Genomic DNA, 22,926 nt, shown 5'->3' with positions numbered 1-22,926 from the left:
ACAAGGGGCTGATTACTCAGCCCCTTTTTTAGTGAATGTTGAATATTGAATGTAGAAGTGAATTACAAAATTGAGAAGGATGAATTGTATTTACTTCGACATTCAATATTTTGTATTTTGTATTTCCTTTTTAATTTTTCATTTAACATTTCTAATTTTTAATTTCTTTTGCAACTAATGTCACGAACATACTCATATTTAGCCTTAGGCGATTCATATACCATCGGGGAAGGTGTTCCTGTTTATGAGAACTTTCCTTATCAAACCGTACAGCGTTTGCGTAAAGCAGGTTACCAGGTATATGCCGCTGAAATTGTTGCCAAAACCGGTTGGACAACCGACGAGTTGCAGGCAGGTATTGACAATAGCAGTTTTTTGAATACATATGATGTGGTTTCCCTGCTCATTGGTGTCAACAATCAATACCGCGGTAGAAGCCTGGAGGAATATACCAAACAATTTGAATCGTTACTGCAACAGGCCATCCGTTTTGCCGGCGGCCAGGCCAGTCATGTGTTTGTGGTTTCCATTCCTGATTGGGGCGTAACGCCCTATGCCGCCAACAATGGCAAAAATGCAGCCGTTGTTGCTCATGAAATAGATTCATACAATGCGGTAAACAAATCGCTGGCAGAAAAACATGCGGTTCACTATATTGATATTACCCCGGGCACCAGGCTGGCAGCCAATGACCCGTCATTGCTGACCGCTGATCAATTGCATCCATCCGGAAAAGAATATACCTTGTGGGCGGAAAAGCTGGCAGCAGGGATTAAGAATATATTATCTAAATAAACTACCTATGGAAAAACTTTCATGGAGAGAGAAATACGCCGGCATCCTGGTGTTATTGATCGGTATTATTTACCTGATTATGCAGCTGGCTTCATTGATGTCGAACACCTCACATCCCTATGCCATGCAAAATGGCGCACTGATCATTAATAAGAATGAATTGTTATCAGACGTAAAAGCTTACTCATTAATTCTTGCGGGTATTATTGCCGGCTGGTGCCTGTTAAAAGGCAAACGATTGGGCTGGATGCTGGGCCTGCCTATTTTATTATTCATTACCCTGGTAATAAGTACTATTGCGGTTCCAATGGCATTAAAGCTTAAGAAATTCGACAACTCATTGACCGGCTTTTGCGTGGGCATTTTCCTGGTAGGGCTGGCCATTATCTTTTTACTGTTACCCTCAGCCCGGCAAAAATACAGGGTTAGTAAAGGCATTGCTTTCCTAACCCTGCTGTTATTTATTGGCCTGGGTGGCGCTTATTATTTCTTACAATAAGTCTTCCCCGTTGAACTGGTAACGCTCCTTTATTTTGCGCATTACTTCGTCCATGGATGCACGATGATCGCGCGGGTTCCACTCGCCCCGCTCCCATTTGTCCAGCTCCTGGTCAATGTGTTTTTGCTGTAAAGTCGTCATCTTTTCAACCAGCTGTTCCGAAAACTCCTTTTGCGCTTTGTACAGGTTGTTCTTTTTATCGATCACCATTTCCTTATTCGCGCGCATTTCATTTTCCGAAGCGGCCATGCTGGTCAGTTCTTCTTTTGCCAGGGCTATGTCATACGGACCAACCGGCATAATCAGTTTTGAAATGATGGGCCCTACTTCAATCAGGATGATAAGGAGAGACAAAAGAAAGCTGGTCCAGTAAACACTGTTTTCTTCGGCAGAAAGATCGGTCAGCGCTTTGTTGCGTTCCAGGAAACCAACATTTTCCAGCGCACTTAATTCGTATTTGGCGCGTTTGGCTTCCATGTTGCTTTTGGCGTTGGCCAGAATGCTGTCCTGCACATGAATGCTATTGGCAAGCGACAACAACTCGGGCGCCGATTGCAGCACAGAGGCATTGTAAGCATCCTTTTTCAGTTTGGCTATCTTTTCTACCCCGCGGATCCCTGACCCGCCGGTACCATCTGCTTCCCGCACATACGATTGCTGCATGCGGCTCAATTCATCTTCAACCGCTTTCTTCCGCTCAAACAATCTGTTGCGTTCTGCTTCGGTAGTTTGCATCAGTGCAGTATTCTCGGCCTGCAGTAAACTGTCGTTCAACTGAATTTTCTTGTGGGTGTTCTCAATAACCTTTGTATTGATCTCCTTTTCAAAGATCTTCAGTTCCAACGGACGCGCAATGGTAAAACCGATCAGGATGGCCAGCGCCATCCGTGGTAATGCCATTGCCAGCTGTTTGCGCGTGCTTACCCCATACTTACGCATGGTGGAAACCAAAAAGCGGTCGAAATTAAAGATGATAAGCCCCCAGATGATCGCAAAACAGATAGTCCAAAGCCAGTTGCCAAACACGCTGTAAATAGCGTAGCCGGAGCTTAGTGCAGCAAGCACAAAAGTGGCGAGAATTACACCGCCTAATCCCCAGTACTTGCTGTGTTCGGAGGGAAATTGTTTTAATAGTTCCTGGTGAGCCCCGGAACACCACCATAAAAAATTAGTGTCGGCCTTTTTGCCGGGGCCTCGGCCGGTAAAAGAGTCATAGGTATACAAGCCATTATCAGGCGCTTGCTGATTGTCAGCCATAACCGTAACGGTTTAATTAATGGATAATAATTGTTGTGTAAAAAAACTTAATACCTTATAGGTGGGTTGAGTGGGTTGGAATATTACAAATAACGATAAAAAAATCGGTATGTGTGTTAAACGGACAGTAAAAACAAACCAAATAGCGCGCCATTAACAAAACTTGATGGCGTTCCTGTTAAAATTATTAACACATATTAATTTACTCATTGGTAATTTCTGCACAAACATCGAAAATCTACTAGAAAAGGAGGGCTGCAATGGCTTTTCCGCCCATAATTCCCATGATCACTACAACTATCCACCCGGCTACCGACAACCATACCGGATGTTTGTAATCACCAATGAGTTTCTTTTTCAGTACAGCCGTTAAAAGCAACGCCAGTGAAAGAGGCAGGATCAATCCATTTAAAGCACCGGCTATTACCAGTATTTGCACCGCACCTTGTTGCAGAAAGGTAAAAATGCCCATGGAGAATAAAATGAACAACGAGGTAATCAGCCGTTGGTATTTTTCAAACACCGGATGCAGGGTGCGTAGAAAAGAAACAGAAGTATAAGCAGAACCAACCACTGAAGTAATTGCAGCGCTCCATAATACAATGCCGAAGATGCGATAGCCCACATTCCCTGCTGCAATCTGAAATACCGACCCGGCTGGATTATCCTTGTTTAAAACAGCACCACTTGAAACAACACCCAACGCCGCCAGGAATAACAGGATGCGCATGGTAGAAGCGATCAGAATGGCGCTTACACTGCTGCGCGTTACCTGTGGTAATTGTTCCTTTCCTTTTATGCCTGCATCCAGCAGGCGGTGTGCACCGGCAAAGCTGATATAACCGCCTACCGTTCCACCAACTAATGTTAATATAGCAGTAGTATTGGTTGTAACAGGCACAAACGACCGATAAACCGCTTCTGCCACCGGTGGATGTGAACTGAAGGCAACATACAAGGTGAGCCCGATCATTACAAAACCCAGGATCCTGGCAAACCAGTCCATGGCAACACCGGCTTCTCTAAACCAGAAGATAAACAGTGCAATTGCAGCACTGATGCCCGCACCAATAACCGGGTGCTTAAGATCGCTATCGAAAGGATACACTACATTCATTCCTAATCCGGCGCCTGCTACATTGCCAATGTTGAACACCAGTCCACCGGCAACTATTAATACAGCCAACAGGTAACCCATACCAGGTAATAAAGTATTGGCAAGGTCCTGCGCTCGCATTTCAGTTACAGCAATAATGCGCCATACGTTCAGCTGCGCAGCAATATCCAGTAGTATCGAGATCAAAATCACAAAACCAAAACTGGTCAGCAGCTGTTGCGTGAATACTGTTGTTTGGGTAATAAATCCCGGACCAATAGCCGAAGTGGCCATTAGAAATGCGGCGCCTAGTATAACTGAACGTGTAGATGTTTTCACTGGTTAGTTTAACTAAAGAACTCAATAACTTAATAACCTAACAACCTATTAACCTGCTACTTTAATTCCCGATGCCTCTAACATCCCCCTCACTTCCCTAACAAACGACAAAGCATGCAAACTATCACTATGCACACAAACCGTCTCTGCTACAATAGGAACCGTCTTCCCATTCAAACTCGTCACACTTTGCGTTTGCACCATTTGAAGTACCTGTTGCAGCGATTGCTCCGTACTGCTCAATAGGGCCTGCGCATGCGTGCGCGGTGTCAGATGCCCGTCATCCTGGTAAGTGCGGTCAGCAAACACTTCACTCCGGGTTTTAAGTCCGGTAGCAGTGGCAGCCTTAATCAGTTTACTGCCCGATAATCCATATAGCACCAGGTGTGGATCATAATCATATACGGCTTTACAAATCATTTCCGCCATCACTTCATCCTTTGCCGCCATATTGTATAAAGCCCCATGTGGTTTAACATGATGCAGCCGGGTGTGCAGCACCCTTAAAAAAGCATCGAGCGCCCCCAGCTGGTAAATCATTAATTCATAAATGGCAGATGGCGACAGGTCCATATTGGTTCTGCCAAAATTATCCCGGTCGGGAAAACCGGGGTGAGCGCCAATAGCAACGCCGCTTCCCAAAGCAGCTTCCGCCAGTGCATACATGGTGTGCGCATCACCGGCATGATACCCACAGGCCAGGTTTATACTGCTTACATAAGATAATAACAACTTATCCTTTTCAATGTCGTATGGCCACAGATGGGTGCTCTCTCCCATGTCGCAATTAATATCAATGCTTAACATACCATGCTGTTCAGGCGCTCTGTACAGGCGCGTTGCAAAATATTTAATTCCTGTTGCTGGGCTATCAGCAGTTCCTCTGCTTTGGCAACATCTGTTTTAATAAAATGAATTACGTCGCTTGGCCGTAGCTGTGCCAGCTTGGGCAAATGGGCCGAGATCACATGTCCTATGCGCGGATAACCACCCGTTGTCTGGTGATCGGCCATCAGCACTATCAGTTGCCCATTGGGCAGTAATTGCATGGTGCCAAAACTAACGGCCGAAGATACCAGTTCAATATTTTGTTCTCGCTTAAGGTCTACGCCTTTTAACTGGTACCCCATGCGGTCACTGAACGGATGAATGGTGAAGTTTTCCTCCAGCATGGCCTGTTGCGACTGGTGCGTGAGTTGCTCCCATTCGTTGCCTTCTATGAAGGATATTTCGTTGGGATGCCGGTAGGTGCTGCCGGTATCCACGCCCCATTTCAGGGCTTCATATTCTTTACCGGGTTTAAGCAGTCCGGCAAAATATATACTGCTTTCCTTAAAAGGTATTTCATCACCCTTTTCCAGTTTTCGGCCATGAAACCCACCGGCGCCGGCTTTTAAATGCGTGCTGTAGCTGTTCAGCCATTTGCTTACACAAAACCCGCCATGCACGGCCAGGTAACACCGGCCACCGTTCTGCAGCCCGGGAAAATGCAGCACGGTATTCTTACGCACCACAATAGGATGCCATAAGGGTACCGGCTCATCATTGAGCATAGCATTAAAATTGCCGCCGGTGATACTTATTAAAGTATTCTGTTCAAACAGGAACTGCGCGCCGGGAAAATGAATTTCAATAACGGCTTCCCTCGTCTCATTGCCTACCAGCATATTGGCCACCTGCGCCGCATACCGGTCCATGGCGCCGCCGCGGTTTATGCCCAGCCGGCTGTATCCGGAACGGCCCTGGTCCTGTAATGTATCTAATAGTCCGGGTTTAATAATAGTTAAAGACATGGGCTGCTTAGTTCCGAGTTCAGAGTTCCCAGTTCAAAGTTTTAGTTATTTGTTCAAATTCCTGTTTAAAGTGAACTCTGAACTTGGAACTCGGAACTATAAACTGTATTCCTCGAACTCTCGTTTAGTTATCGCATAAAATTGAACCCGGTCGCCAGCCTGTAATTTCACTGGTTCGGGTTCAAAGGGATCAAACAATCTGAGGGGTGTACGGCCTACAATCTGCCAGCCACCAGGACTATTCAACGGATAGATCCCGGTTTGTGAACCGGCAATTCCAACACTTCCGGCCATAACAGGCGTGGGAGTTTGTTTTCTTGGTATTGCAATGCTTTCATTTACCTCACCCATATAGGAAAAACCGGGCAAAAACCCGATCATGTATACATTATAAATAGTACCCGTGTGAATGGTCACCACATCCTGTTCGGTCAACTGCTTTTCTGTGGCCAGGGCTGCCAGGTCGGGGCCATACCCTGCTTCATAACAAACCGGTATTTTAATCAACTCCCGGGCAGGCTGCCTGGTTTGAACCGTTTTATCAAATGCTTGTTGTAATTGATCGGCCACCCAGGCAAATATGGTGTTGGCGGGATTATAATATTTCTTAATAAGAACGGGGTTATACAGCACAGTGAGCGAACTGTATGCCACCAGGCAATCCTTTAACCCTTCAAAAGGATGGGCAAGCAACCAGTGTTGCATGGCCAACGCCTTCTGGTTCAGGGCTTCACTGATGGTGTTGCCCATGTCAAAAGTAACGGCCGAATCCCCTAGCGGAAATATTTTGAATTGATTGGTCAATTGCTGACTGGAAATGATTGAAGTTAATTTTTTTAGCACATAACCGTACATTTTGTCATAAATATCACGGTATTATCTTTTCATTATGCTGGTTTGTACTGGTTTTCATCTATTTTTTGGTTAGGAATGCATTCCAGTTAACAGGTACTTCAGCTTGTTATAAAGGTAGCTCAAACCCGACATTTAGACACGTTACACTTTCGCGGTTTAAGTATCAATTTGTTGTTTTCATTGTTATACATTAAACTTGCACGCCAGCAACTATTATTTTCTGCCCCCAGTAAAGCTACAATTCAATCAAAAAGAACATTGAATTTGAATGAGATAGCTTGTTATAACCTCGGTTGAACCGGTTATTCAACCATTTTACAATCAAGGGCAGAGATTGTAAAAAAATGCATATAAACCATTTAAAGAACCTATGGCGAAGAATTTATTGATCGTTGAGTCTCCTGCGAAAGCCAAAACCATCGAAAAGATCCTGGGTAAGGATTTCGAGGTAAAGAGTTGTTTTGGGCATATCCGCGACCTCGAAAAGGAAGAAATGGGTATCGATATAAAGAATGGATACCAACCTCGGTATAAAGTTCCCGCTGATAAAGAAAGAGTAGTTAAAGAACTAAAAAGCCTCGCTAACAAGAGTGACGAGGTTTGGCTCGCAACGGATGAGGACCGTGAAGGGGAAGCCATCAGCTGGCATTTGTGTGAGGTCCTGGGCCTTGATCCATCGACTACCAAACGTATTGTTTTTCATGAAATTACAAAGCCTGCTATTCAAAAAGCAGTAACCAGTCCACGCTTGTTGGATATGAACCTGGTGAACGCCCAGCAGGCCCGTCGCGTGCTGGACCGTATTGTGGGTTTTGAGCTAAGCCCGGTACTGTGGCGTAAGATCAGCGCCCGGGGCAGCAACCTGAGCGCCGGCCGGGTACAAAGCGTTGCGGTACGCCTTATAGCTGAGCGTGAACGCGAAATAAACGCTTTCCAGGCCACCAGCACCTTTAAAATTGAAGCATTATTCACTACTCCCGATATTACCGGCAAGAACGTAACTTTTGTTGCCGAAGGCAAAAAATACGATACGGCCGAGAATGCAGAAAAATTTCTGCAAACCTGTATCGGGGCTAAATATAAGGTAAACGACATCCAGGTAAAACCCGGCAAAAAATCGCCGGCAGCCCCCTTTACCACTTCTACCCTGCAACAGGAAGCCAGCCGTAAGCTGGGTTATGGTGTTAAAAGAACCATGACGCTGGCGCAGCGGTTATATGAAAGCGGTAATATTACCTACATGCGTACCGACAGCGTGAACCTGAGCGATACTGCAATGGCCGAAATTCGCAAACAGGTTACCGGCCAGTATGGTAATAATTATTACCAGCCCCGTAAATACAAGAACAAGAACGAGTCGGCACAGGAAGCGCACGAAGCCATCCGGCCTACTTATATGGAAAACAGTACAATAGACGACCCCGATTGCAAACGTCTGTACGAGTTGATCTGGAAACGTACCATGGCCAGCCAGATGGCAGATGCCGAACTGGAAAAGACCATTGCTAAAATTGAGATTTCTACCAATAAAGAAGAATTGACGGCAAGTGGTGAAGTGCTGAAATTCGACGGGTTTTTAAAAGTATACCGCGAAGACCGTGACGAAGAAGATATTACAGACGACGAACAACAGGAAGGCATGTTGCCCCCACTGACCGTTAACCAGCAATTACCGTTGAACGAAATGAAAGCCATCGAGCGCTTTAGCCGGCCCTCCCCCCGTTATACGGAGGCCTCGCTGGTAAAGAAGCTCGAAGAGCTCGGCATCGGCCGCCCTTCTACCTATGCGCCCACTATTAATACCATCCAGGAGCGCAAATACATTGAAAAGCGCGACAAAGAAGCGGTAAAACGCAATTTCCGCATCCTCACTTTAAAGGAGGATAAAATAAGCAAGGTTACAGAACAGGAAAATACCGGCGCCGAAAAATCGAAATTGTTCCCCAGCGACCTGGGTTTGGTGGTTACCGATTTCCTGAAACAATATTTCGACGACATCATGGATTACGGGTTCACTGCCCGTATTGAAAATGAGTTCGATGAAGTGGCTGCCGGCAAGCTGAAGTGGAACAACATGATCGATGACTTTTACCTGCCCTTCAAAAAAGACGTTGACAATACCATTGAAACGGCTGAACGGGCAAAAGGCGAACGTGAGCTGGGCATTGACCCGCAAAGCGGTAAAAAGATCACCGCCCGTATAGGCCGCTTTGGCCCTATGGTGCAGATCGGTGATGCCAATGAGGAAGAAAAACCGCGCTTTGCCGGTTTACGCAGAGGACAAAGTATTGAGACCATTACACTCGAAGAGGCGCTGAAATTATTCGAACTGCCCAAAACCCTGGGTGAACATGAAGGCCAGGAAATCGTTGTGAACATGGGCCCCTTTGGCCCCTATATAAAGTTTGGTGAACAGAATATTTCCATGCCACGTGGTATCGATCCGAATGATGTGAATATGGAAAAAGCCCTGGAATTTATAGCCGACAAACAAAAAGCCGATGCGCCCATTGCGCATTACGATAATAAACCGGTTACAAAAGGTACAGGCCGCTTTGGTCCATTCATTAAATGGAACAATATGTACATAAACGTACCTAAAAAAGGGTACGATTTTGAAAACCTTACGCAGGACGACATCGATAAGCTGATTGAAGGAAAGATCAAAAAAGAAGAGAACCGGTATATCCAGAACTGGCCCGATGAAAAGATTTCGATTGAAAATGCCCGTTGGGGTCCGGTATTGAAATTTGGCAAGAAGATCCTGAAGGTTGGCAGAAAAGCAGACGACACTAAATATACTGCAGAAGAGCTGGTGAGCGTGCCATTGGACGATGTAAAGAAAATGATTGAAGCGCAGGTCCCCAATGCATTTGCCAGCAAGAAAGCCGCTGCAAAAAAAGCACCTGGTAAAAAAGCAGCGCCTAAAAAAGACGCAACAAAAAAGAAGGCAGCACCTAAAAAGAAATAAACAATGGACAATTGACAATTGGCAAATTCTCAAACCGGTAACAGCCTGCCTGTAAGCGAACACTTCGCAAATCGGGAGCTATTGCCAGTTGCCTGTTGTCTATTGCCAATTGATTTAAACATGCTTAACCTGAAATACCACCTTACAGAAGAAGAATATTTCGATTATAATTATTACACGGCGTGGGCCGCGCCCGATAAAAAGAATTATCGGCTATGGTACTATCTGCGGGTTTTTATCCTGTATGGCGCCGTAGCCAGCCTGTACATCTTCAGCCGGCGGACAGAACAGATCTTCATCGATCTTATAATTTTTGGCGTAATTGCCACTGTATATTTCCTGATGGTCCCCTATCTCATCAAACGTTCCATCTTACGCAAGGTTAGAAATATTTTAAGCAAACCAGAAAACCAGCATGTGCTGGAAGAAGCCGAAGTGGTGTTGACCGATACCGGCATCATTGACAAAGACAATGCTTCGGAAAGCAAGTATACCTGGGAAGCGATTGTTAAAAAAGCAGAAACCCCAGCCTGTTACTATTTGTATACAAACTCTTATCATGCCATTGTTATACCCCGTCGCGTTATAGCTACTCCCCAGGAAAAACAGGAGCTGGAACGGTTATTTAACCAGTATTTACCACTCAGTTCAGAGTTCCCCACAAAGTGATGAAACTTTGTGGATAAGATTTTTATTGATATCTTTTGTAAGATTCCGAAATTGACGTCGGCTAAACGGCAAGAACAGTAGTTACATACATGGAAGAAAACAAAGAAATATCGGCACTATTTCATTTGATCGATGATCCGGATGAAGAGGTCTTCAATTTGGTATCAACACGCATAATCGATTACGGGAAAGGGATCATCCCCAATCTCGAAAACCTTTGGGAGAACACAGTAAGCGAAGATGTACAGGAACGTATTGAAATGTTGATACACCGCCTGCATTACCGCGATCTTACAGAAGAACTCACCCAGTGGAATAACAATGCTCACCAGGATCTGCTTACCGGGGCGCTCATTGTCGCCCGCTTTCAATTCCCCGACCTGGTTACCGCACAGGTTTACCAGGAAGTTGAAAAATTACGCCGCAACATCTGGCTCGAACTCAACAGCTACCTCACTCCCCTGGAGCAGGTAAATGTAGTGACCAGCATTTTGTATAATTATTTCAATTTACGCGGCGCAGAGATCGGTTATCAGAATCCCGAGGAGTTCCTGATCAATAAACAACTGGAAGCAAAACGCGGCAATACCATTGCCAATGGCATCCTGTACCTCATCTTGTGCGAATTGCTCGATGTACCGGTTCGTGCCATCAATATACCGCACCAGTTTGTGTTAGGTTATTTTAAAACAGATTACGACTTTACCCGCCACGTAGAAAACCCGCTGTACAAAACAGAGTTCTTCATCGATCCCATGAGCGGACAGGTATTCACGCATAAAGATGTAGAGAATTATTTCAAGCGCATAAACGTGGCGCCGGCTGCCTCCTACTTCAAACAGCTTTCCAATAAACGGGTGATCCAGTTTTTGATGGAAGAATTCAGTAAATGCTTTACTGATGAAAAGAACAGCTACAAGCAAAAAGAATTGTTAGCGCTGTCTGAACTGATTACGATTGAAGAGAAGCCCGATACAACAGATACTGATACTACAGACACGACTGATCCTGAAAACGAATAACGAATGTCGAATATTGAATATTGAATGATGAAGTGGTTTTCACTTCGACATTCAATATTCAACATTCAATATTCAATATTACATTACCAACTTCCAACCTTCCCGATACTCTCTCTTCACAAACTGGTTGGCTTCATCAAAGTTGGTGATCTTCATATTTTTCGCATCCCATAACAGGCGTTTTCTGCCGGGATATTTGTTATCGCCTTTTGCTGATGGATTTTTCATCATAAAGCTGCGGATAGCCAGGTTACCCATCAGAATGCTTTCTGTAAACGGTCCGGCATAATCAAATGGAGAACTGGTTTCGCCTTTGCCATAGCCATCGATACAGGCATTTACCCACTGAACATAGTGGCCTTCAGGAACGCGTTTGATCCTTTCTGCAGGCATTTTCTTTTCCTGATTCAGATGGGTAGGCAATAAACGTGGGTTAGCGCCATAACAATCGCACATGATCTTTCCTTTGGTGCCTTCCATAATAACACCACCATCCCAGTTACCCATGGGTTCTTCGGGCAACAGTTCTTCGGGGCGCTCAGGAGTTAAACCACCATCATGCCAGCTCACTTTAATAGTTCCTTTGCCATCTTTTTTAGGATACGTCAGGTGCATGATCGACGAAGGCGGACAGCCGTCGGGGTTCATGCTGTCGTTCCACATTTCTTTATAAATGGTAGCCACACTGCACTCAACAGAAGAAGGATAGTCGATAGGCAGAATCCGGAACACGGGGTCCATGATATGGCAGGCCATATCGCCCAGGGCGCCGGTACCAAAAGCCCACCAGCCACGCCAGTTAAAAGGCAGGTAAGCGGGATTATAATCTATTTTCCTGGCGGGGCCCAGCCACAGGTCCCAATCCAACTCTTTTGGAATATCAAAATTACCGGTTGGCGTAGGAATACCCTGGGGCCAAACGGGACGGTTAGTCCAGCAATGTACTGTATGCACATCGCCAACCATGCCGGCATCCACCATTTCCTTCATTTTACGAACACCATCGCCGGAGCCGCCCTGGTTGCCCATTTGGGTAACTACTTTGTAGCGTTTAGCCGCTTCGGTAAGAATACGGGCTTCATAAATATCGTGGGTCAATGGTTTTTGAACGTACACATGCTTACCCAGCTGCATAGCCGACAGGGCCGCTACAGCGTGGCAGTTATCAGGCGTTGAAACAGAACAGGCATCGATATTATTTTTCTCTTTGTCGAGCATTTCGCGAAAATCCTTGTAGTATTTCGCATTGGGGAAACTCTGGCGCGATTTCACTGCCTGGCGATCGTCTACATCAACCAACGCCACAATATTTACTTTAGGGCTTTTGGCAAATTCGGCCAGATCGCTGGTTCCTTTTCCACCAACACCAATGCCGGCAATATTTAATTTATCACTGGGCGCAATGTAACCTTTGCCCAATACATGCCGCGGAACAATGAAGAATCCGGCAGCGGCCAGGGAAGTGTTTTTCAGGAATTCCCGCCGTGATGACTGGTTAGTTTTTTTGTTCTTCTTCATACTGATAAGCATATTATTTTAGATGCTGAATGTATAGATTTAAACCGATTTAGCAAATTAATATTACTAAAACCGAAGACGGGCAGTCATTAAAAAGTGTTGCAAGGCGCCTGCTGATTTTTTACTAAATTATCTGAACTGGGATTGGTGGGATTTTTGAGATGGACAGGATAAGAAATAATGGAATAATTCAATAACATAAATGGGTTATAAATTAACTTTATTCAAAGTGCCTACATGCAAAAACCGGCAGTAGCTAAAAATCTTCAGCACTTCATCAAGGCTGCCTGCAAAAAATATTAGCTTTTTTCGTTTGTACCTCCCATTCTGTTTTATCTGCATCAAATTGCCACCGGTTCCAGGTCTGCCCGGGGCTGGTTCCTGCACTGTGTCCTTAATACCACATTAATATTACCATGGTATCCCCTGGATGTCTCGTACCTATAAAGGAACGGAACATATACGAGACATGTACGAGATATGTACGGGTCATATACGGGACTTAGGTGGAGCCGGCCCGGAGCTGGGGGCATTTAACCGGCAGTATGTATAGGGAGAATGTATAGTGGTTTATGGAGGCTTTAGATGGCAGACGGCAAACGGCAAATAGCCGCGACCCGGCAAGGCACGAAGATAAAACCGGAGCCGTCGACTCCGCTCGGTCTTTATAGTCAGATCCTTCGATACTTCGACTTCACACAGGATGTTCAGGATCGTCTTATGAACTCAGGTTCCAGGTTGCAGGGAAAAATACAGTTTCAAATAAATGAAATTTGTATTCCCTGAAACCTGCAACTTGTAACCTGAACCGGCCACATAAGACCGGGAATCTTTCACTACACACAAAGATTTATCTTACACTAAAGAAGCATCCAATGTGATTTCACAATTCAACACTTTGCTCACAGGGCAGTTAGCCTTTGCATCATCAGCACACTCTTTGAATTTTTCGGCACTGATACCGGGAATTTTGGCTTTTAATACCAGGTGTGAGCTGGTGATCTTGCCATCTTCCAGGGCAACGGTAGAAGTTACATCCAGTGAATCGGCAGTGAAACCGGCGCCGCCTAACACGAAGCTTAATTTCATAGCGAAACAACCTGAATGCGCAGCTGCGATCAGTTCTTCGGGATTGGTTCCTACCCCTTCTTCAAACCTTGATTTGTACGAATACTGCGTTTTGTTTAATGTAGTGCTTTGCGTAGTTAAATTTCCAGATCCATCTTTTCCTGAGCCGTTCCAAACGGCAGTAGCTGTACGTTTCATGTAATTGATATTTATTTTTGAAAAAATTAAAAGCTATGAGTACTATCACCTGGGATGACTTCGCAAAAATAGAGATCAGAGCCGGAACAATCATGGAAGTTAATGATTTTCCAAAAGCTAAAAATCCGGCCTATCAAATTACCCTCGATTTTGGGGAGCTGGGCATTAAAAGATCATCGGCCCAGATCACGCATTTATACGAAAAGGATGCCTTAATTGGCAAACAGGTGATCGCCGTGATGAACTTTCCACCCAAGCAGATCGCTAATTTTTTCAGCGAATGCCTGGTGCTGGGCGTTTACACTGATAAAAAAGAGGTAGTTTTACTAACACCTGATCGCCCCGTTGAAAATGGTTGGAAGATTGGCTGATCATTTAATAAATTGTTCATATAAGTTCCTTCATAACATATTACCAAAGCCCCGTTGGCTTGCTGCAGATAGCAGGTACGGAACATTTCATCAGCGAAGTATTATTTATTGATGAACCCGATAAAATTACGCCTGCTACAGATGATAAGGACCTGCCGCCTATGGCCATTCAGGCAGTTGAACAATTGATAGAATATTTTCATGGCCAGCGCCGTTTTTTTGAATTGCCCATTTCGCAGAAAGGCACCCCGTTTCAACAAAGGGTATGGAATGAACTGATGAACATCCCCTATGGAAAAACCGTCAGCTACCTGGAGATGGCGCACCGCCTGGGCGATCCCAAAGTGATTAGGGCCGCAGCTGCCGCCAACGGCCAAAACAACGTGGCTATCATTGTGCCCTGCCACCGGGTTATCGGTTCCAACAATACCCTGGTAGGTTATGCGGGCGGATTACCGCGCAAAAAATGGTTATTGCAGCATGAGAATAAAATAGCGCATGGGGTGCAAACGCTCTTCTGAACCGGGATTTATGGGATGTATGGGATTTTTTGGGGTGGTAGGATTTTTGATATTTTCTACTTGAATGTTTTACTCTTTATGATCAGGCTTATACAGGGAGATCTAACCAGATTGGAAGTGGATGCTATCGTGAATGCCGCTAATACCTCTTTATTAGGTGGTGGTGGTGTAGATGGCGCTATTCACCGGGCCGGCGGGCCAGCTATACTGGAGGAATGCCGGGCCATCCGGGCCAAACAGGGTGGCTGTGAGGTTGGCGAAGCAGTGATTACCACCGCAGGTAAATTACCTGCCAAATATGTAATTCATACTGTTGGTCCGGTGTGGAATGGCGGTCATAACGGGGAGCCTGACCTGCTGGCCAATTGTTACCGCAATTCATTACGGCTGGCAGTTGAGAATGGGATAACCACCATTGCATTTCCAAATATCAGTACCGGCATTTACCGGTTTCCCAAACCGGAAGCCGCTGCCATTGCCATTACTACGGTTCAACAGTTTATAGCTAACAATAAAAGCCTTAAAGAGATATTCTTTGTATGTTTTGATGACGAGAATTACGCTCTTTATAAAGAGAGGCTGGCTTAAAGCCCAAAGGTTAAAGGCTAAAGCAAAATCAAAATTGGCTTTTGGCTTTAGGCTTTCAGCTTTAGGCCTTATTCATAATTCACCAGTGCCCGATAGTATAAACAAAAACACAAACGAACCATTATATGCCATTTAAAGCGCTTTGGGTAACAGAAACCGACAAAGGAACTTTTGAACGGACGATTGTTGACCGGTTAATTGATGACCTGCCGGCGGGTGAGCTGGTGATCAGGGTACAATATTCTTCCCTGAATTATAAGGATGCGCTTTCGGCAACAGGCAATAAGGGTATAACCAGAAAATATCCGCATACTCCCGGCATCGATGCAGCGGGGATAGTGGAGATCAGCCGTAACGAGCAGTTTGCCGTAGGCGACGAGGTAGTGGTTACGGGCAACGACCTGGGCATGAATACCTGCGGCGGCTATGGCCAGTTCATCCGCGTTCCGGCAAGCTGGGTGGTTAAAAAACCAGAGAACCTTTCATTAAAAGAATGCATGACCATCGGCACAGCCGGTTTTACCGCCGCCTGTGCATTGTATAAAATGGAATTGATGAAAATGGACCCAAGCCGGGGCCCCATTGTAGTTACCGGGGCAACCGGTGGTGTGGGCAGTATGGCGGTTTCTATTTTATCAAAAGTGGGCTACGAAGTGATAGCCGTGAGTGGCAAATCAAACGCCCTGGAATACTTACAACACCTGGGTGCTGCGCGGGTGGAAGACAGGTCCTTTGTCACCGACTTCTCCAATAAAGCGCTCTTAAAGCCCAAATGGGCCGGCGCCATCGATACCGTTGGCGGCGATACCCTGGTTACGTTATTAAAGGCCTGCCAGCCGGAAGGCAGTGTGGTAAGCACCGGACTGGTGGCTTCGCCCAAACTCGATGCCACGGTATATCCGTTCATTTTGAACGGCGTTAATTTACTGGGTATCGGTTCTGCCGAAACACCTATGGCGGTTCGCCTTATTATATGGGAAAAACTGAACACCGAATGGAACATAAAAGATAAATTATCTGCCATTGGCAAAGAAGTTACACTGGATGAGTTGAATACTACTTACATTGATAGTATTTTGCAGGGCAAAATCATGGGCCGCATAGTGGTCAATCTCAACAACCTGTAACTAATGGAAATATTGCAGTGGAAAGTAATTCAGGTGATTCCCGAAACGCCTGACGCAAAAACGTATGTTCTGGAAGAAGCGAATGGAAAACCGGTTACCTGGGATGCGGGTCAATCCCTGACTTTTTTGTTTAGTCACCTCGGGCATGAGATCCGCCGCTCCTACTCCATCTGCACCACTCAGGGCATCGATAAGCACATAGCCATTACAGTAAAAAAGAAAGAGAATGGCGAGGTTTCGCGCCATATTCTGCGTACCTGGCAGCCAGGCACACTCGTAAACAGCCTGCCGCCTGCAGGCAGATTTATCATAGATACCGATCATTCGCAGAAACGACAAATCTGGTTTATTGCCGCCGGCAGTGGCATAGTGCCCATGCTGGCCCTTATAAAAAAAGTGCTTTTCCAGGAACCGGAGAGTCACATCACCCTGCTGTATCAAAACCACGATGAACGGAATATCATTTACCAGCAACCGCTGCTGCAGCTGGCTATCCAGTATCCTCAACGGTTCACCCGCATCGATCTGCTGAGTAACCCCATCGATGCAGATACAAAACCTGCCAGACTTAATAACTGGTTGCTGGAAAGGATAGTTACAGATAGAATTGCTTCGGCGGACACAGCGTTCAGGATATTATTCTACACCTGCGGACCGGAACCATTTATGCGCATGGTGCAGTTTACGCTGCGGGTGATGGGTTTTGCTGAAGATCAGTTGCGCAAGGAACATTTTGTTATAGAAGCCATCCGCAAACCGGCCTTTACCGTTCCTGCTACCCCATTCAAGGTAGTGGTGCATTACGCCCGTCAAACATATCATTTCACGTCTGCGTTTCCCGATACCATTTTAAAGGCTGCCCAAAAGCAGGGCATCGATCTGCCCTATAGTTGCAATACAGGCCGCTGTGCTACCTGTGCCGCGCATTGCCGTAAAGGCTCGGTGATCATGAGCAACAATGAGGTGCTTACTGATGGGGACCTGCAGGGCGGACTGGTGCTTACCTGTACCGGCTATGCCACTGCTGATTTGGAACTGGAGGTATAAGTATTGTTTACACGTAACTTTTACGGCTACGGTCAAATGTAACCGGGTGTTGGTGTTCGCCAAACAAATCGAGAATGGCGTTCACGCCCTGTTCTTTCTTCAGGGCATATTCTGCATCGGTAAGAAATGTCAGCCAGATAAACCCAACATCATCGCCTTCTATTTGAAAGGCGGGTTCATTGTCGGCAGTTACTATAGAGGATAATGTAAGCAGCGTGGTTAATTCAGAATCCCTGAACAGATCGTGCAGGTGAACGGTATGGCCCCAACCCAGGAAGGTTTGCGGTTCCTGCAAAAAAGGGAAAGCGCCAGCCCAGCGAACCTTGTTGGCGATATCATCCAGGTCGGGTTCATCTTCCTTTACATATACAACGATCTCTGCACGTTTGGTATCGGTATCTTCTGCGTGCTCGTCGAGCACCATGGGTGTAAGGCTCATGCCAACTGAACACAGCGTGCCCCAGGGACGGCCTGTTTTTTCCGCCGGGAAATAAGCACAACCAACCTGCGGGTCTTCGTCATTGGGATCCCACAATAATGTTGGAGTGGCGCCGAAGTGGGTGGTTAGATGAGTGATTATATTTAAATGTTGCCCGGTCATTAAATAGGAGCTTGTGTTGGTTACAGGAGCAGTTGCAGGTTGCAGACCGTTACAGGTTTTCCTTGTAACATGTAACCTGAAACATGCAACGGTATTTTACCATTCCCCCCTTAGTTGTTCACTCGTAAATGCCAATGGCAATAAAATACCGGCTTTAGGGATCACATATATTTTTCCTTCCATGCCACCGAGGATGAGCCGGATGGGATGTTTTACCCGGGATTCAAATTCCTGTAAGGATTGCCGGCAAATACCGCAGGGTGAAATAGGGTGATTGCTGTCGCCATTTCCGGTTTGATAGCTGATGGCCATCGTTTCAATGGCCACCTGTGGATACAGGGAGGATGCAGAGGCCAGCAAAACCCGTTCTGCGCATAATCCCACGGGGAACGAAGCGTTCTCCTGGTTGCTACCGGCCACGATTTCTCCATTGACCAGTTTGGCTACCGCCCCCACCTGAAAATGCGAATAAGGTGCATAGGCATGCTCTGTAACTTCTCTTGCTTCGTTGAGCAACCACGCATCTTCTTCCGTTAACTCCTCTATAGAATCATACACATCGAATGAAAACTTAAATTCATCTTTTTTCATAATCCTGAATTTACCAGACAAAAAATCCTTCCCGATGCGGGGAAGGATTACTAAAGATATGAAATATGTTTTAGAAGGGAAGACTAATGTATTGATCTGAACATCCGGTTCCACCGGATACCTTTATCCCAGCTCATCCAAATTAACCAGGCCTCACCTACTACGTGGTCTTCAGGAACAAAACCCCAGAAGCGGCTGTCCTGCGAACGATGTCGGTTGTCACCCATCATCCAGTAGTAGTTCATTTTAAAGGTATAGGTAGTGGCTTCCTGTCCATTGATAAAGATCTTACCATCGCGTTCTTCCCAGGTATTGTTTTCATACACCCGGATCGCGCGTTTATAACAGGCAATGTTTTTAGCATTCAGCGGAATGGTTACGCCTTTTTTAGGGATCCACAGCGGACCAAACTCATCCACACTCCACAGCACCAGCGAAGTGTCGCGTGGGAAAATGCGGGGGTCGCCTACGTTTTCCAGCTTACGGGTAACAGTTACTCCGGGCCACTTTTTCAGGATCTCCGCTTCCGACTCGGACATGTTGATATTGTAACTATTAGCACCATATTGAATGAAATCGGGATTTCTGTCATCGGTATTCAACCTGATGCCGGCATCCCGTAATTCATCGTCGTTCAGGATCTTGTTGTTGGTGGTGGTAACATTGTAATCGGTAGCCGAAGTTGGTGAAACGTACGCCTTTTTTCCGTTCACATATAAAAGGCCATCTACAATCTGAATGGTATCGCCAGGGATGGCCACACAGCGTTTGATATAATTCTCGCGTTTATCAACCGGGCGGGTCATGATGGTATAATCACTCCATACAATTTCGCGCGCTTTTGCTTTGCTTACCGCCTGCAACTCCGCTTCGTTGGCAATCTGTCCTTTCAACTGCTGGTATTGCCGCATTTCTTCCGTTTGCAGAATGTCGTAGTAAGGGTCCTGCGAATCCAGTTCCTTGGTTAACGTATCACCTGCAGGGAAATTGAATACCACTACATCATTGCGTTTAACCGGGCTGGCAAACCAGCGCGTATAAGGCAAATGAATGATCTCGGTATATGATTTTGTGTTGGTAATGGGCATGGTGTGGTGCACAAACGGAATGGCCAGCGGGGTATTGGGAATACGCGGACCATAGCTGAGCTTGCTAACAAACAGGAAGTCGTTTACCAGCAGCGTTTTTTCCATTGAACCGGTGGGGATGGTATACGCTTCAAACACGAATACGCGGATGAGGGTGGCGGCCACAACGGCAAACACGCCCGCATCTATCCACTCCCGCACCACGGTTTTTTTATGGTTCTTAACGGCATCGGGCCCCAGGAACTTCACCTTTTTGTCCATACCGATGTATGGGAAATATACGACCGATAACAAAGCGGCCCCAATATGATCGAGAATGCTGAACCGGCCGAACAGTTTCACAAATTCAACCAGCAACCAAATGCTTATAAACCAACCAACTACAGGAATAAACTGCCAGTAGAACCAGTGCCGTTTCAGGCTGGTCTTTTTCATGATCTCCCAGATGTTGTAAAAGGGCACCCAGGCTTTCCAGGACTCAATTCCAGCTTTTTCGAACAATTTTGCTAACCCAAAGGCCGGCAATTCTACGATAAGTAAGGATATTAATATTATAACGAACAGATCGTGTAAACTCATTATGGGGCAATTTATTAAAAATTTCCGGGCAAAAATACCATATTAATTCTCACAGAAACAGGGCAATAACGAACAATTTGCCAAAAAAAGTGTTTATCCTTGTACGTATGGCGCTATTTATGACGAACAGTATTTCACCAGTTGCATTAGTTGTAATATTTTACCTTTTGTTACATTAATATGAATCTCTTTTCCATCCGGGATATTGAAAACTTAACAGGTATTAAAGCGCACACCCTCCGCATATGGGAACAACGCTACAATCTTTTCTGCCCCAAACGCAGGGAAAGCAAGCACCGTTTCTATGATTGTGAGGACCTTAAGCACCTGTTACGCATCGCGTACCTCTATAATCAGGGTCATAAAATTTCACAGATTGCCTGCTGCTCGCCCGAAGAAATGGCCAAACTGGCGCTGGATGCAAAGCCAGATACAGATAACTACGAAATTTTTATCAATCAATTAACAGAAGCCTCCATCGACCTGGACCAACCCCGGTTCGATAAAATACTGCATAATCTGATCCTGCATGCGGGATTTGAAAAAAGCATGATCAATGTGCTGTATCCCTTTCAGAAAAAGATAGGGGTATTGTGGCTGACTGGCCAGGTAATGCAGGCGCATGCGCATTTTGCGCGTTCCCTCATTATAAAAAAGACGATGGTAGCCATTGATGGGCTGGAAAAACCACCTTACACCGGCGGCCGCAGGGTATTGTTATTTACCCCTGCTGGAGACCACCATGATATTCCGGGTGGCGAATGTATGGAGTTACCGCTGCTGTTTATGCATTACATGCTGAAGAAGGAAGGCGTGCCTACCCTGTATATGGGGAAGAATGTGCCGCTGAACATGTTAGAGACCATATGTTCTTTGCAGCCGGTTACGCAATTGTATTTCCTGGTAATACCCAACCTGAACAAATGCGACATGCATGAGTACCTGAAAGATATCTCAGACCTGTTCCCCAATAAAGAAATTGTGTTTTCCGGTGCAGACGCCTGCCATTGTAGTTGTGACCTGAAGAATGTGCGGTTACTGAAGACAATAGAAGAGAAAAAGGCTTTTCTGAAAGAAGGAAAGGAAGTTAACCTGTTAACAAGTTAACAGGTTAACGTATCAACTATCTTTTAGGAACTACATACGCATGTACATCATCGGGAATGATAGTTTTGCCCGATAAGATGATCAACCGTTCTACCACGTTACGCAGCTCGCGAATATTACCCGTCCAGTTATGTTGTTTCAGCCCTTCCAGCGCCTCTTTATCGATGCCTTTTTTGGGAATACCATAATCAGCACAGATATCGGCCAGGAATTTGTCAACCAGCAAAGGAATGTCTTCGCGGCGATCGTTCAAAGAAGGCACGTGAATAATAATCACGCTTAAACGATGGTATAAGTCGAGGCGGAAGTTTTTATCATCCACTTCTTTCAACAGGTCTTTGTTGGTAGCCGCAATTACGCGCACATCTACACTTATATCTTTATCGCCCCCAACCCGGGTGATCTTTCCTTCCTGCAGGGCGCGCAATACCTTGGCTTGCGCAGACAGGCTCATATCACCAATTTCATCGAGGAACAAAGTGCCACCGGAAGCCTGTTCAAACTTACCAATGCGTTGTTTTACGGCAGAAGTAAACGAGCCTTTTTCATGACCGAACAGTTCGCTTTCTATCAGTTCGCTGGGAATGGCCGCGCAGTTCACTTCCACCAACGGACCGGTGGCGCGGTTGCTTTTTTCATGCACCCAACGGGCCACCAGTTCCTTACCTACCCCATTTTCACCAGTTACCAGGATGCGCGCATCAGTGGGCGCTACTTTATCGATGGTTTCCTTGATCTTTATAATGGGCGCCGATTCACCGATCATTTCTTCTACCTTGCTCACCTTGCGTTTTAACACCTTGGTTTCGGTAACCAGGTTGTTTTTATCCATGGCGTTGCGAATGGTTATCAGCAGGCGGTTGAGGTCTGGTGGTTTAGAGATATAATCAAAAGCGCCTTTCTTAACGGCTTCTACCGCGGTTTCAATAGTACCGTGGCCACTGATCATGATCACCGGTACATCGGGATTGGCTTCCCGGGCCTTGTCCAGGAATTCAATACCATCCAGCTTGGGCATTTTTATATCACACAGCACCACATCATACGCCTTTTCTTTAAATTTCTTCAGCCCTTCTTCCCCATCGCCTGCCTCTTCAATCTTGTACCCCTCATAAGAAAGGATTTCGCTGAGTGTTTTACGGATAGCTTTTTCGTCGTCGATAATTAAAATGTTTGACATAGTTGCTTTAACAATCTTTAGCTATGGAAAAATCTATTTTTTTCAT

22 protein-coding genes are annotated in these 22,926 nt (G+C 45.7%); 11 read left to right on the top strand and 11 right to left on the bottom strand.

What is annotated here, in order from left to right; all coding sequences use genetic code 11:
• The first annotated feature begins 177 nt into the window (after positions 1–177).
• Together NIAKO_RS07970 and NIAKO_RS07965 are read left to right on the top strand one after the other, a co-directional pair.
• The gene (locus NIAKO_RS07970; RefSeq protein ID WP_014217903.1) at positions 178–795 is read left to right on the top strand and encodes an SGNH/GDSL hydrolase family protein; all 618 of its coding nucleotides are present in this window, start codon (positions 178–180) and stop codon (positions 793–795) included.
• A gap of 7 nt (positions 796–802) precedes the next feature.
• Positions 803–1,294: a hypothetical protein gene (locus tag NIAKO_RS07965; RefSeq protein ID WP_014217902.1), complete on the top strand. Its 492-nt coding sequence runs from the start codon at positions 803–805 to the stop codon at positions 1,292–1,294.
• On the opposite strand, the gene NIAKO_RS07960 is transcribed toward NIAKO_RS07965, so the two are convergent.
• The 5 genes from NIAKO_RS07960 to pxpB all read right to left on the bottom strand — a co-directional run bounded on the left by NIAKO_RS07960 (position 1,286) and on the right by pxpB (position 6,622).
• Positions 1,286–2,551 (bottom strand): DUF4407 domain-containing protein, encoded by a 1,266-nt coding sequence (locus NIAKO_RS07960; protein ID WP_014217901.1) that lies wholly within the window; start codon positions 2,549–2,551, stop codon positions 1,286–1,288. The two genes, NIAKO_RS07965 and NIAKO_RS07960, sit on opposite strands and share 9 nt — an antisense overlap.
• Positions 2,552–2,792: 241 nt before the next feature.
• On the bottom strand, positions 2,793–3,986 hold the full coding sequence (locus NIAKO_RS07955) for an NRAMP family divalent metal transporter (RefSeq protein WP_014217900.1): 1,194 nt from the start codon (positions 3,984–3,986) through the stop codon (positions 2,793–2,795).
• Between the two features lie 48 nt (positions 3,987–4,034).
• The gene (locus NIAKO_RS07950; RefSeq protein WP_014217899.1) at positions 4,035–4,793 is read right to left on the bottom strand and encodes a 5-oxoprolinase subunit PxpA; all 759 of its coding nucleotides are present in this window, start codon (positions 4,791–4,793) and stop codon (positions 4,035–4,037) included.
• The gene (locus NIAKO_RS07945; protein ID WP_014217898.1) at positions 4,787–5,779 is read right to left on the bottom strand and encodes a 5-oxoprolinase subunit C family protein; all 993 of its coding nucleotides are present in this window, start codon (positions 5,777–5,779) and stop codon (positions 4,787–4,789) included. The genes NIAKO_RS07950 and NIAKO_RS07945 overlap by 7 nt, the downstream gene beginning before the upstream one ends.
• Before the next feature lie 96 nt (positions 5,780–5,875).
• Entirely contained in the window at positions 5,876–6,622 is a 747-nt protein-coding gene (pxpB, locus tag NIAKO_RS07940; RefSeq protein WP_165761337.1) for a 5-oxoprolinase subunit PxpB, read from the bottom strand.
• Between the two features lie 382 nt (positions 6,623–7,004).
• On the opposite strand from pxpB, the gene topA reads away from it, so the two are divergent.
• The 3 genes from topA to NIAKO_RS07925 all read left to right on the top strand — a co-directional run bounded on the left by topA (position 7,005) and on the right by NIAKO_RS07925 (position 11,296).
• Positions 7,005–9,605: a type I DNA topoisomerase gene (topA, locus tag NIAKO_RS07935; RefSeq protein WP_014217896.1), complete on the top strand. Its 2,601-nt coding sequence runs from the start codon at positions 7,005–7,007 to the stop codon at positions 9,603–9,605.
• Positions 9,606–9,725: 120 nt separating this feature from the next.
• Positions 9,726–10,274 (top strand): YcxB family protein, encoded by a 549-nt coding sequence (locus NIAKO_RS07930; RefSeq protein ID WP_014217895.1) that lies wholly within the window; start codon positions 9,726–9,728, stop codon positions 10,272–10,274.
• A gap of 89 nt (positions 10,275–10,363) precedes the next feature.
• On the top strand, positions 10,364–11,296 hold the full coding sequence (locus NIAKO_RS07925) for a transglutaminase family protein (protein ID WP_014217894.1): 933 nt from the start codon (positions 10,364–10,366) through the stop codon (positions 11,294–11,296).
• Between the two features lie 78 nt (positions 11,297–11,374).
• Here NIAKO_RS07925 and NIAKO_RS07920 read toward each other — a convergent pair whose 3' ends face one another.
• Entirely contained in the window at positions 11,375–12,814 is a 1,440-nt protein-coding gene (locus tag NIAKO_RS07920; protein WP_041348218.1) for a Gfo/Idh/MocA family protein, read from the bottom strand.
• Positions 12,815–13,669: 855 nt separating this feature from the next.
• A complete protein-coding gene (locus NIAKO_RS07910; RefSeq protein ID WP_014217892.1) occupies positions 13,670–14,080 on the bottom strand; it encodes an OsmC family protein in 411 nt (136 codons plus the stop codon).
• A gap of 35 nt (positions 14,081–14,115) precedes the next feature.
• On the opposite strand from NIAKO_RS07910, the gene NIAKO_RS07905 reads away from it, so the two are divergent.
• The 5 genes from NIAKO_RS07905 to NIAKO_RS07885 all read left to right on the top strand — a co-directional run bounded on the left by NIAKO_RS07905 (position 14,116) and on the right by NIAKO_RS07885 (position 17,734).
• Complete coding sequence (locus NIAKO_RS07905; RefSeq protein ID WP_014217891.1) at positions 14,116–14,451, top strand: tRNA-binding protein; 336 nt, start codon at positions 14,116–14,118, stop codon at positions 14,449–14,451.
• Between the two features lie 11 nt (positions 14,452–14,462).
• Entirely contained in the window at positions 14,463–14,972 is a 510-nt protein-coding gene (locus tag NIAKO_RS07900) for a methylated-DNA--[protein]-cysteine S-methyltransferase (RefSeq protein ID WP_014217890.1), read from the top strand.
• Positions 14,973–15,050: 78 nt separating this feature from the next.
• Positions 15,051–15,560, top strand: coding sequence for an O-acetyl-ADP-ribose deacetylase (locus tag NIAKO_RS07895; RefSeq protein ID WP_014217889.1), 510 nt, complete (start codon positions 15,051–15,053; stop codon positions 15,558–15,560).
• A gap of 125 nt (positions 15,561–15,685) precedes the next feature.
• Positions 15,686–16,687, top strand: a complete 1,002-nt coding sequence (locus NIAKO_RS07890; protein WP_014217888.1) for a YhdH/YhfP family quinone oxidoreductase — start codon at positions 15,686–15,688, stop codon at positions 16,685–16,687.
• 3 nt (positions 16,688–16,690) lie between these two features.
• On the top strand, positions 16,691–17,734 hold the full coding sequence (locus tag NIAKO_RS07885; protein ID WP_014217887.1) for a flavin reductase family protein: 1,044 nt from the start codon (positions 16,691–16,693) through the stop codon (positions 17,732–17,734).
• Positions 17,735–17,741: 7 nt separating this feature from the next.
• Here the strand turns inward: NIAKO_RS07885 and NIAKO_RS07880 are convergent, their stop codons facing one another.
• The 3 genes from NIAKO_RS07880 to NIAKO_RS07870 all read right to left on the bottom strand — a co-directional run bounded on the left by NIAKO_RS07880 (position 17,742) and on the right by NIAKO_RS07870 (position 20,593).
• Positions 17,742–18,335: a suppressor of fused domain protein gene (locus NIAKO_RS07880; protein ID WP_014217886.1), complete on the bottom strand. Its 594-nt coding sequence runs from the start codon at positions 18,333–18,335 to the stop codon at positions 17,742–17,744.
• A gap of 96 nt (positions 18,336–18,431) precedes the next feature.
• Positions 18,432–19,040: a cytidine deaminase gene (locus NIAKO_RS07875; RefSeq protein ID WP_394365521.1), complete on the bottom strand. Its 609-nt coding sequence runs from the start codon at positions 19,038–19,040 to the stop codon at positions 18,432–18,434.
• On the bottom strand, positions 19,010–20,593 hold the full coding sequence (locus NIAKO_RS07870) for a S26 family signal peptidase (RefSeq protein WP_014217884.1): 1,584 nt from the start codon (positions 20,591–20,593) through the stop codon (positions 19,010–19,012). Before NIAKO_RS07870 ends, NIAKO_RS07875 begins: the two co-directional genes overlap by 31 nt.
• Before the next feature lie 180 nt (positions 20,594–20,773).
• On the opposite strand from NIAKO_RS07870, the gene NIAKO_RS07865 reads away from it, so the two are divergent.
• The gene (locus tag NIAKO_RS07865) at positions 20,774–21,700 is read left to right on the top strand and encodes a MerR family transcriptional regulator (protein WP_014217883.1); all 927 of its coding nucleotides are present in this window, start codon (positions 20,774–20,776) and stop codon (positions 21,698–21,700) included.
• 16 nt (positions 21,701–21,716) lie between these two features.
• Here the strand turns inward: NIAKO_RS07865 and NIAKO_RS07860 are convergent, their stop codons facing one another.
• Positions 21,717–22,880 carry a sigma-54-dependent transcriptional regulator gene (locus NIAKO_RS07860; protein ID WP_014217882.1) on the bottom strand — a complete coding sequence of 388 codons (1,164 nt, stop codon included), beginning with the start codon at positions 22,878–22,880 and terminating at the stop codon, positions 21,717–21,719.
• Between the last annotated feature and the right edge of the window lie 46 nt (positions 22,881–22,926).

Origin of the sequence: Niastella koreensis GR20-10 (assembly GCF_000246855.1) — a bacterium.
In the GTDB taxonomy this organism is placed as follows: Bacteria; Bacteroidota; Bacteroidia; order Chitinophagales; family Chitinophagaceae; genus Niastella; species Niastella koreensis.
This window is presented reverse-complemented; position numbering and strand designations above follow the sequence as displayed.

Coding starts and splice junctions, on each gene's coding strand:
- NIAKO_RS07970 (WP_014217903.1), top strand. CDS start 178: ATGTCACGAACATACTCATATTTAGCCTTAGGCGATTCATATACCATC.
- NIAKO_RS07965 (WP_014217902.1), top strand. CDS start 803: ATGGAAAAACTTTCATGGAGAGAGAAATACGCCGGCATCCTGGTGTTA.
- NIAKO_RS07960 (WP_014217901.1), bottom strand. CDS start 2,551: ATGGCTGACAATCAGCAAGCGCCTGATAATGGCTTGTATACCTATGAC.
- NIAKO_RS07950 (WP_014217899.1), bottom strand. CDS start 4,793: ATGTTAAGCATTGATATTAATTGCGACATGGGAGAGAGCACCCATCTG.
- NIAKO_RS07945 (WP_014217898.1), bottom strand. CDS start 5,779: ATGTCTTTAACTATTATTAAACCCGGACTATTAGATACATTACAGGAC.
- topA (WP_014217896.1), top strand. CDS start 7,005: ATGGCGAAGAATTTATTGATCGTTGAGTCTCCTGCGAAAGCCAAAACC.
- NIAKO_RS07930 (WP_014217895.1), top strand. CDS start 9,726: ATGCTTAACCTGAAATACCACCTTACAGAAGAAGAATATTTCGATTAT.
- NIAKO_RS07925 (WP_014217894.1), top strand. CDS start 10,364: ATGGAAGAAAACAAAGAAATATCGGCACTATTTCATTTGATCGATGAT.
- NIAKO_RS07920 (WP_041348218.1), bottom strand. CDS start 12,814: ATGAAGAAGAACAAAAAAACTAACCAGTCATCACGGCGGGAATTCCTG.
- NIAKO_RS07910 (WP_014217892.1), bottom strand. CDS start 14,080: ATGAAACGTACAGCTACTGCCGTTTGGAACGGCTCAGGAAAAGATGGA.
- NIAKO_RS07905 (WP_014217891.1), top strand. CDS start 14,116: ATGAGTACTATCACCTGGGATGACTTCGCAAAAATAGAGATCAGAGCC.
- NIAKO_RS07895 (WP_014217889.1), top strand. CDS start 15,051: ATGATCAGGCTTATACAGGGAGATCTAACCAGATTGGAAGTGGATGCT.
- NIAKO_RS07890 (WP_014217888.1), top strand. CDS start 15,686: ATGCCATTTAAAGCGCTTTGGGTAACAGAAACCGACAAAGGAACTTTT.
- NIAKO_RS07885 (WP_014217887.1), top strand. CDS start 16,691: ATGGAAATATTGCAGTGGAAAGTAATTCAGGTGATTCCCGAAACGCCT.
- NIAKO_RS07880 (WP_014217886.1), bottom strand. CDS start 18,335: ATGACCGGGCAACATTTAAATATAATCACTCATCTAACCACCCACTTC.
- NIAKO_RS07870 (WP_014217884.1), bottom strand. CDS start 20,593: ATGAGTTTACACGATCTGTTCGTTATAATATTAATATCCTTACTTATC.
- NIAKO_RS07865 (WP_014217883.1), top strand. CDS start 20,774: ATGAATCTCTTTTCCATCCGGGATATTGAAAACTTAACAGGTATTAAA.
- NIAKO_RS07860 (WP_014217882.1), bottom strand. CDS start 22,880: ATGTCAAACATTTTAATTATCGACGACGAAAAAGCTATCCGTAAAACA.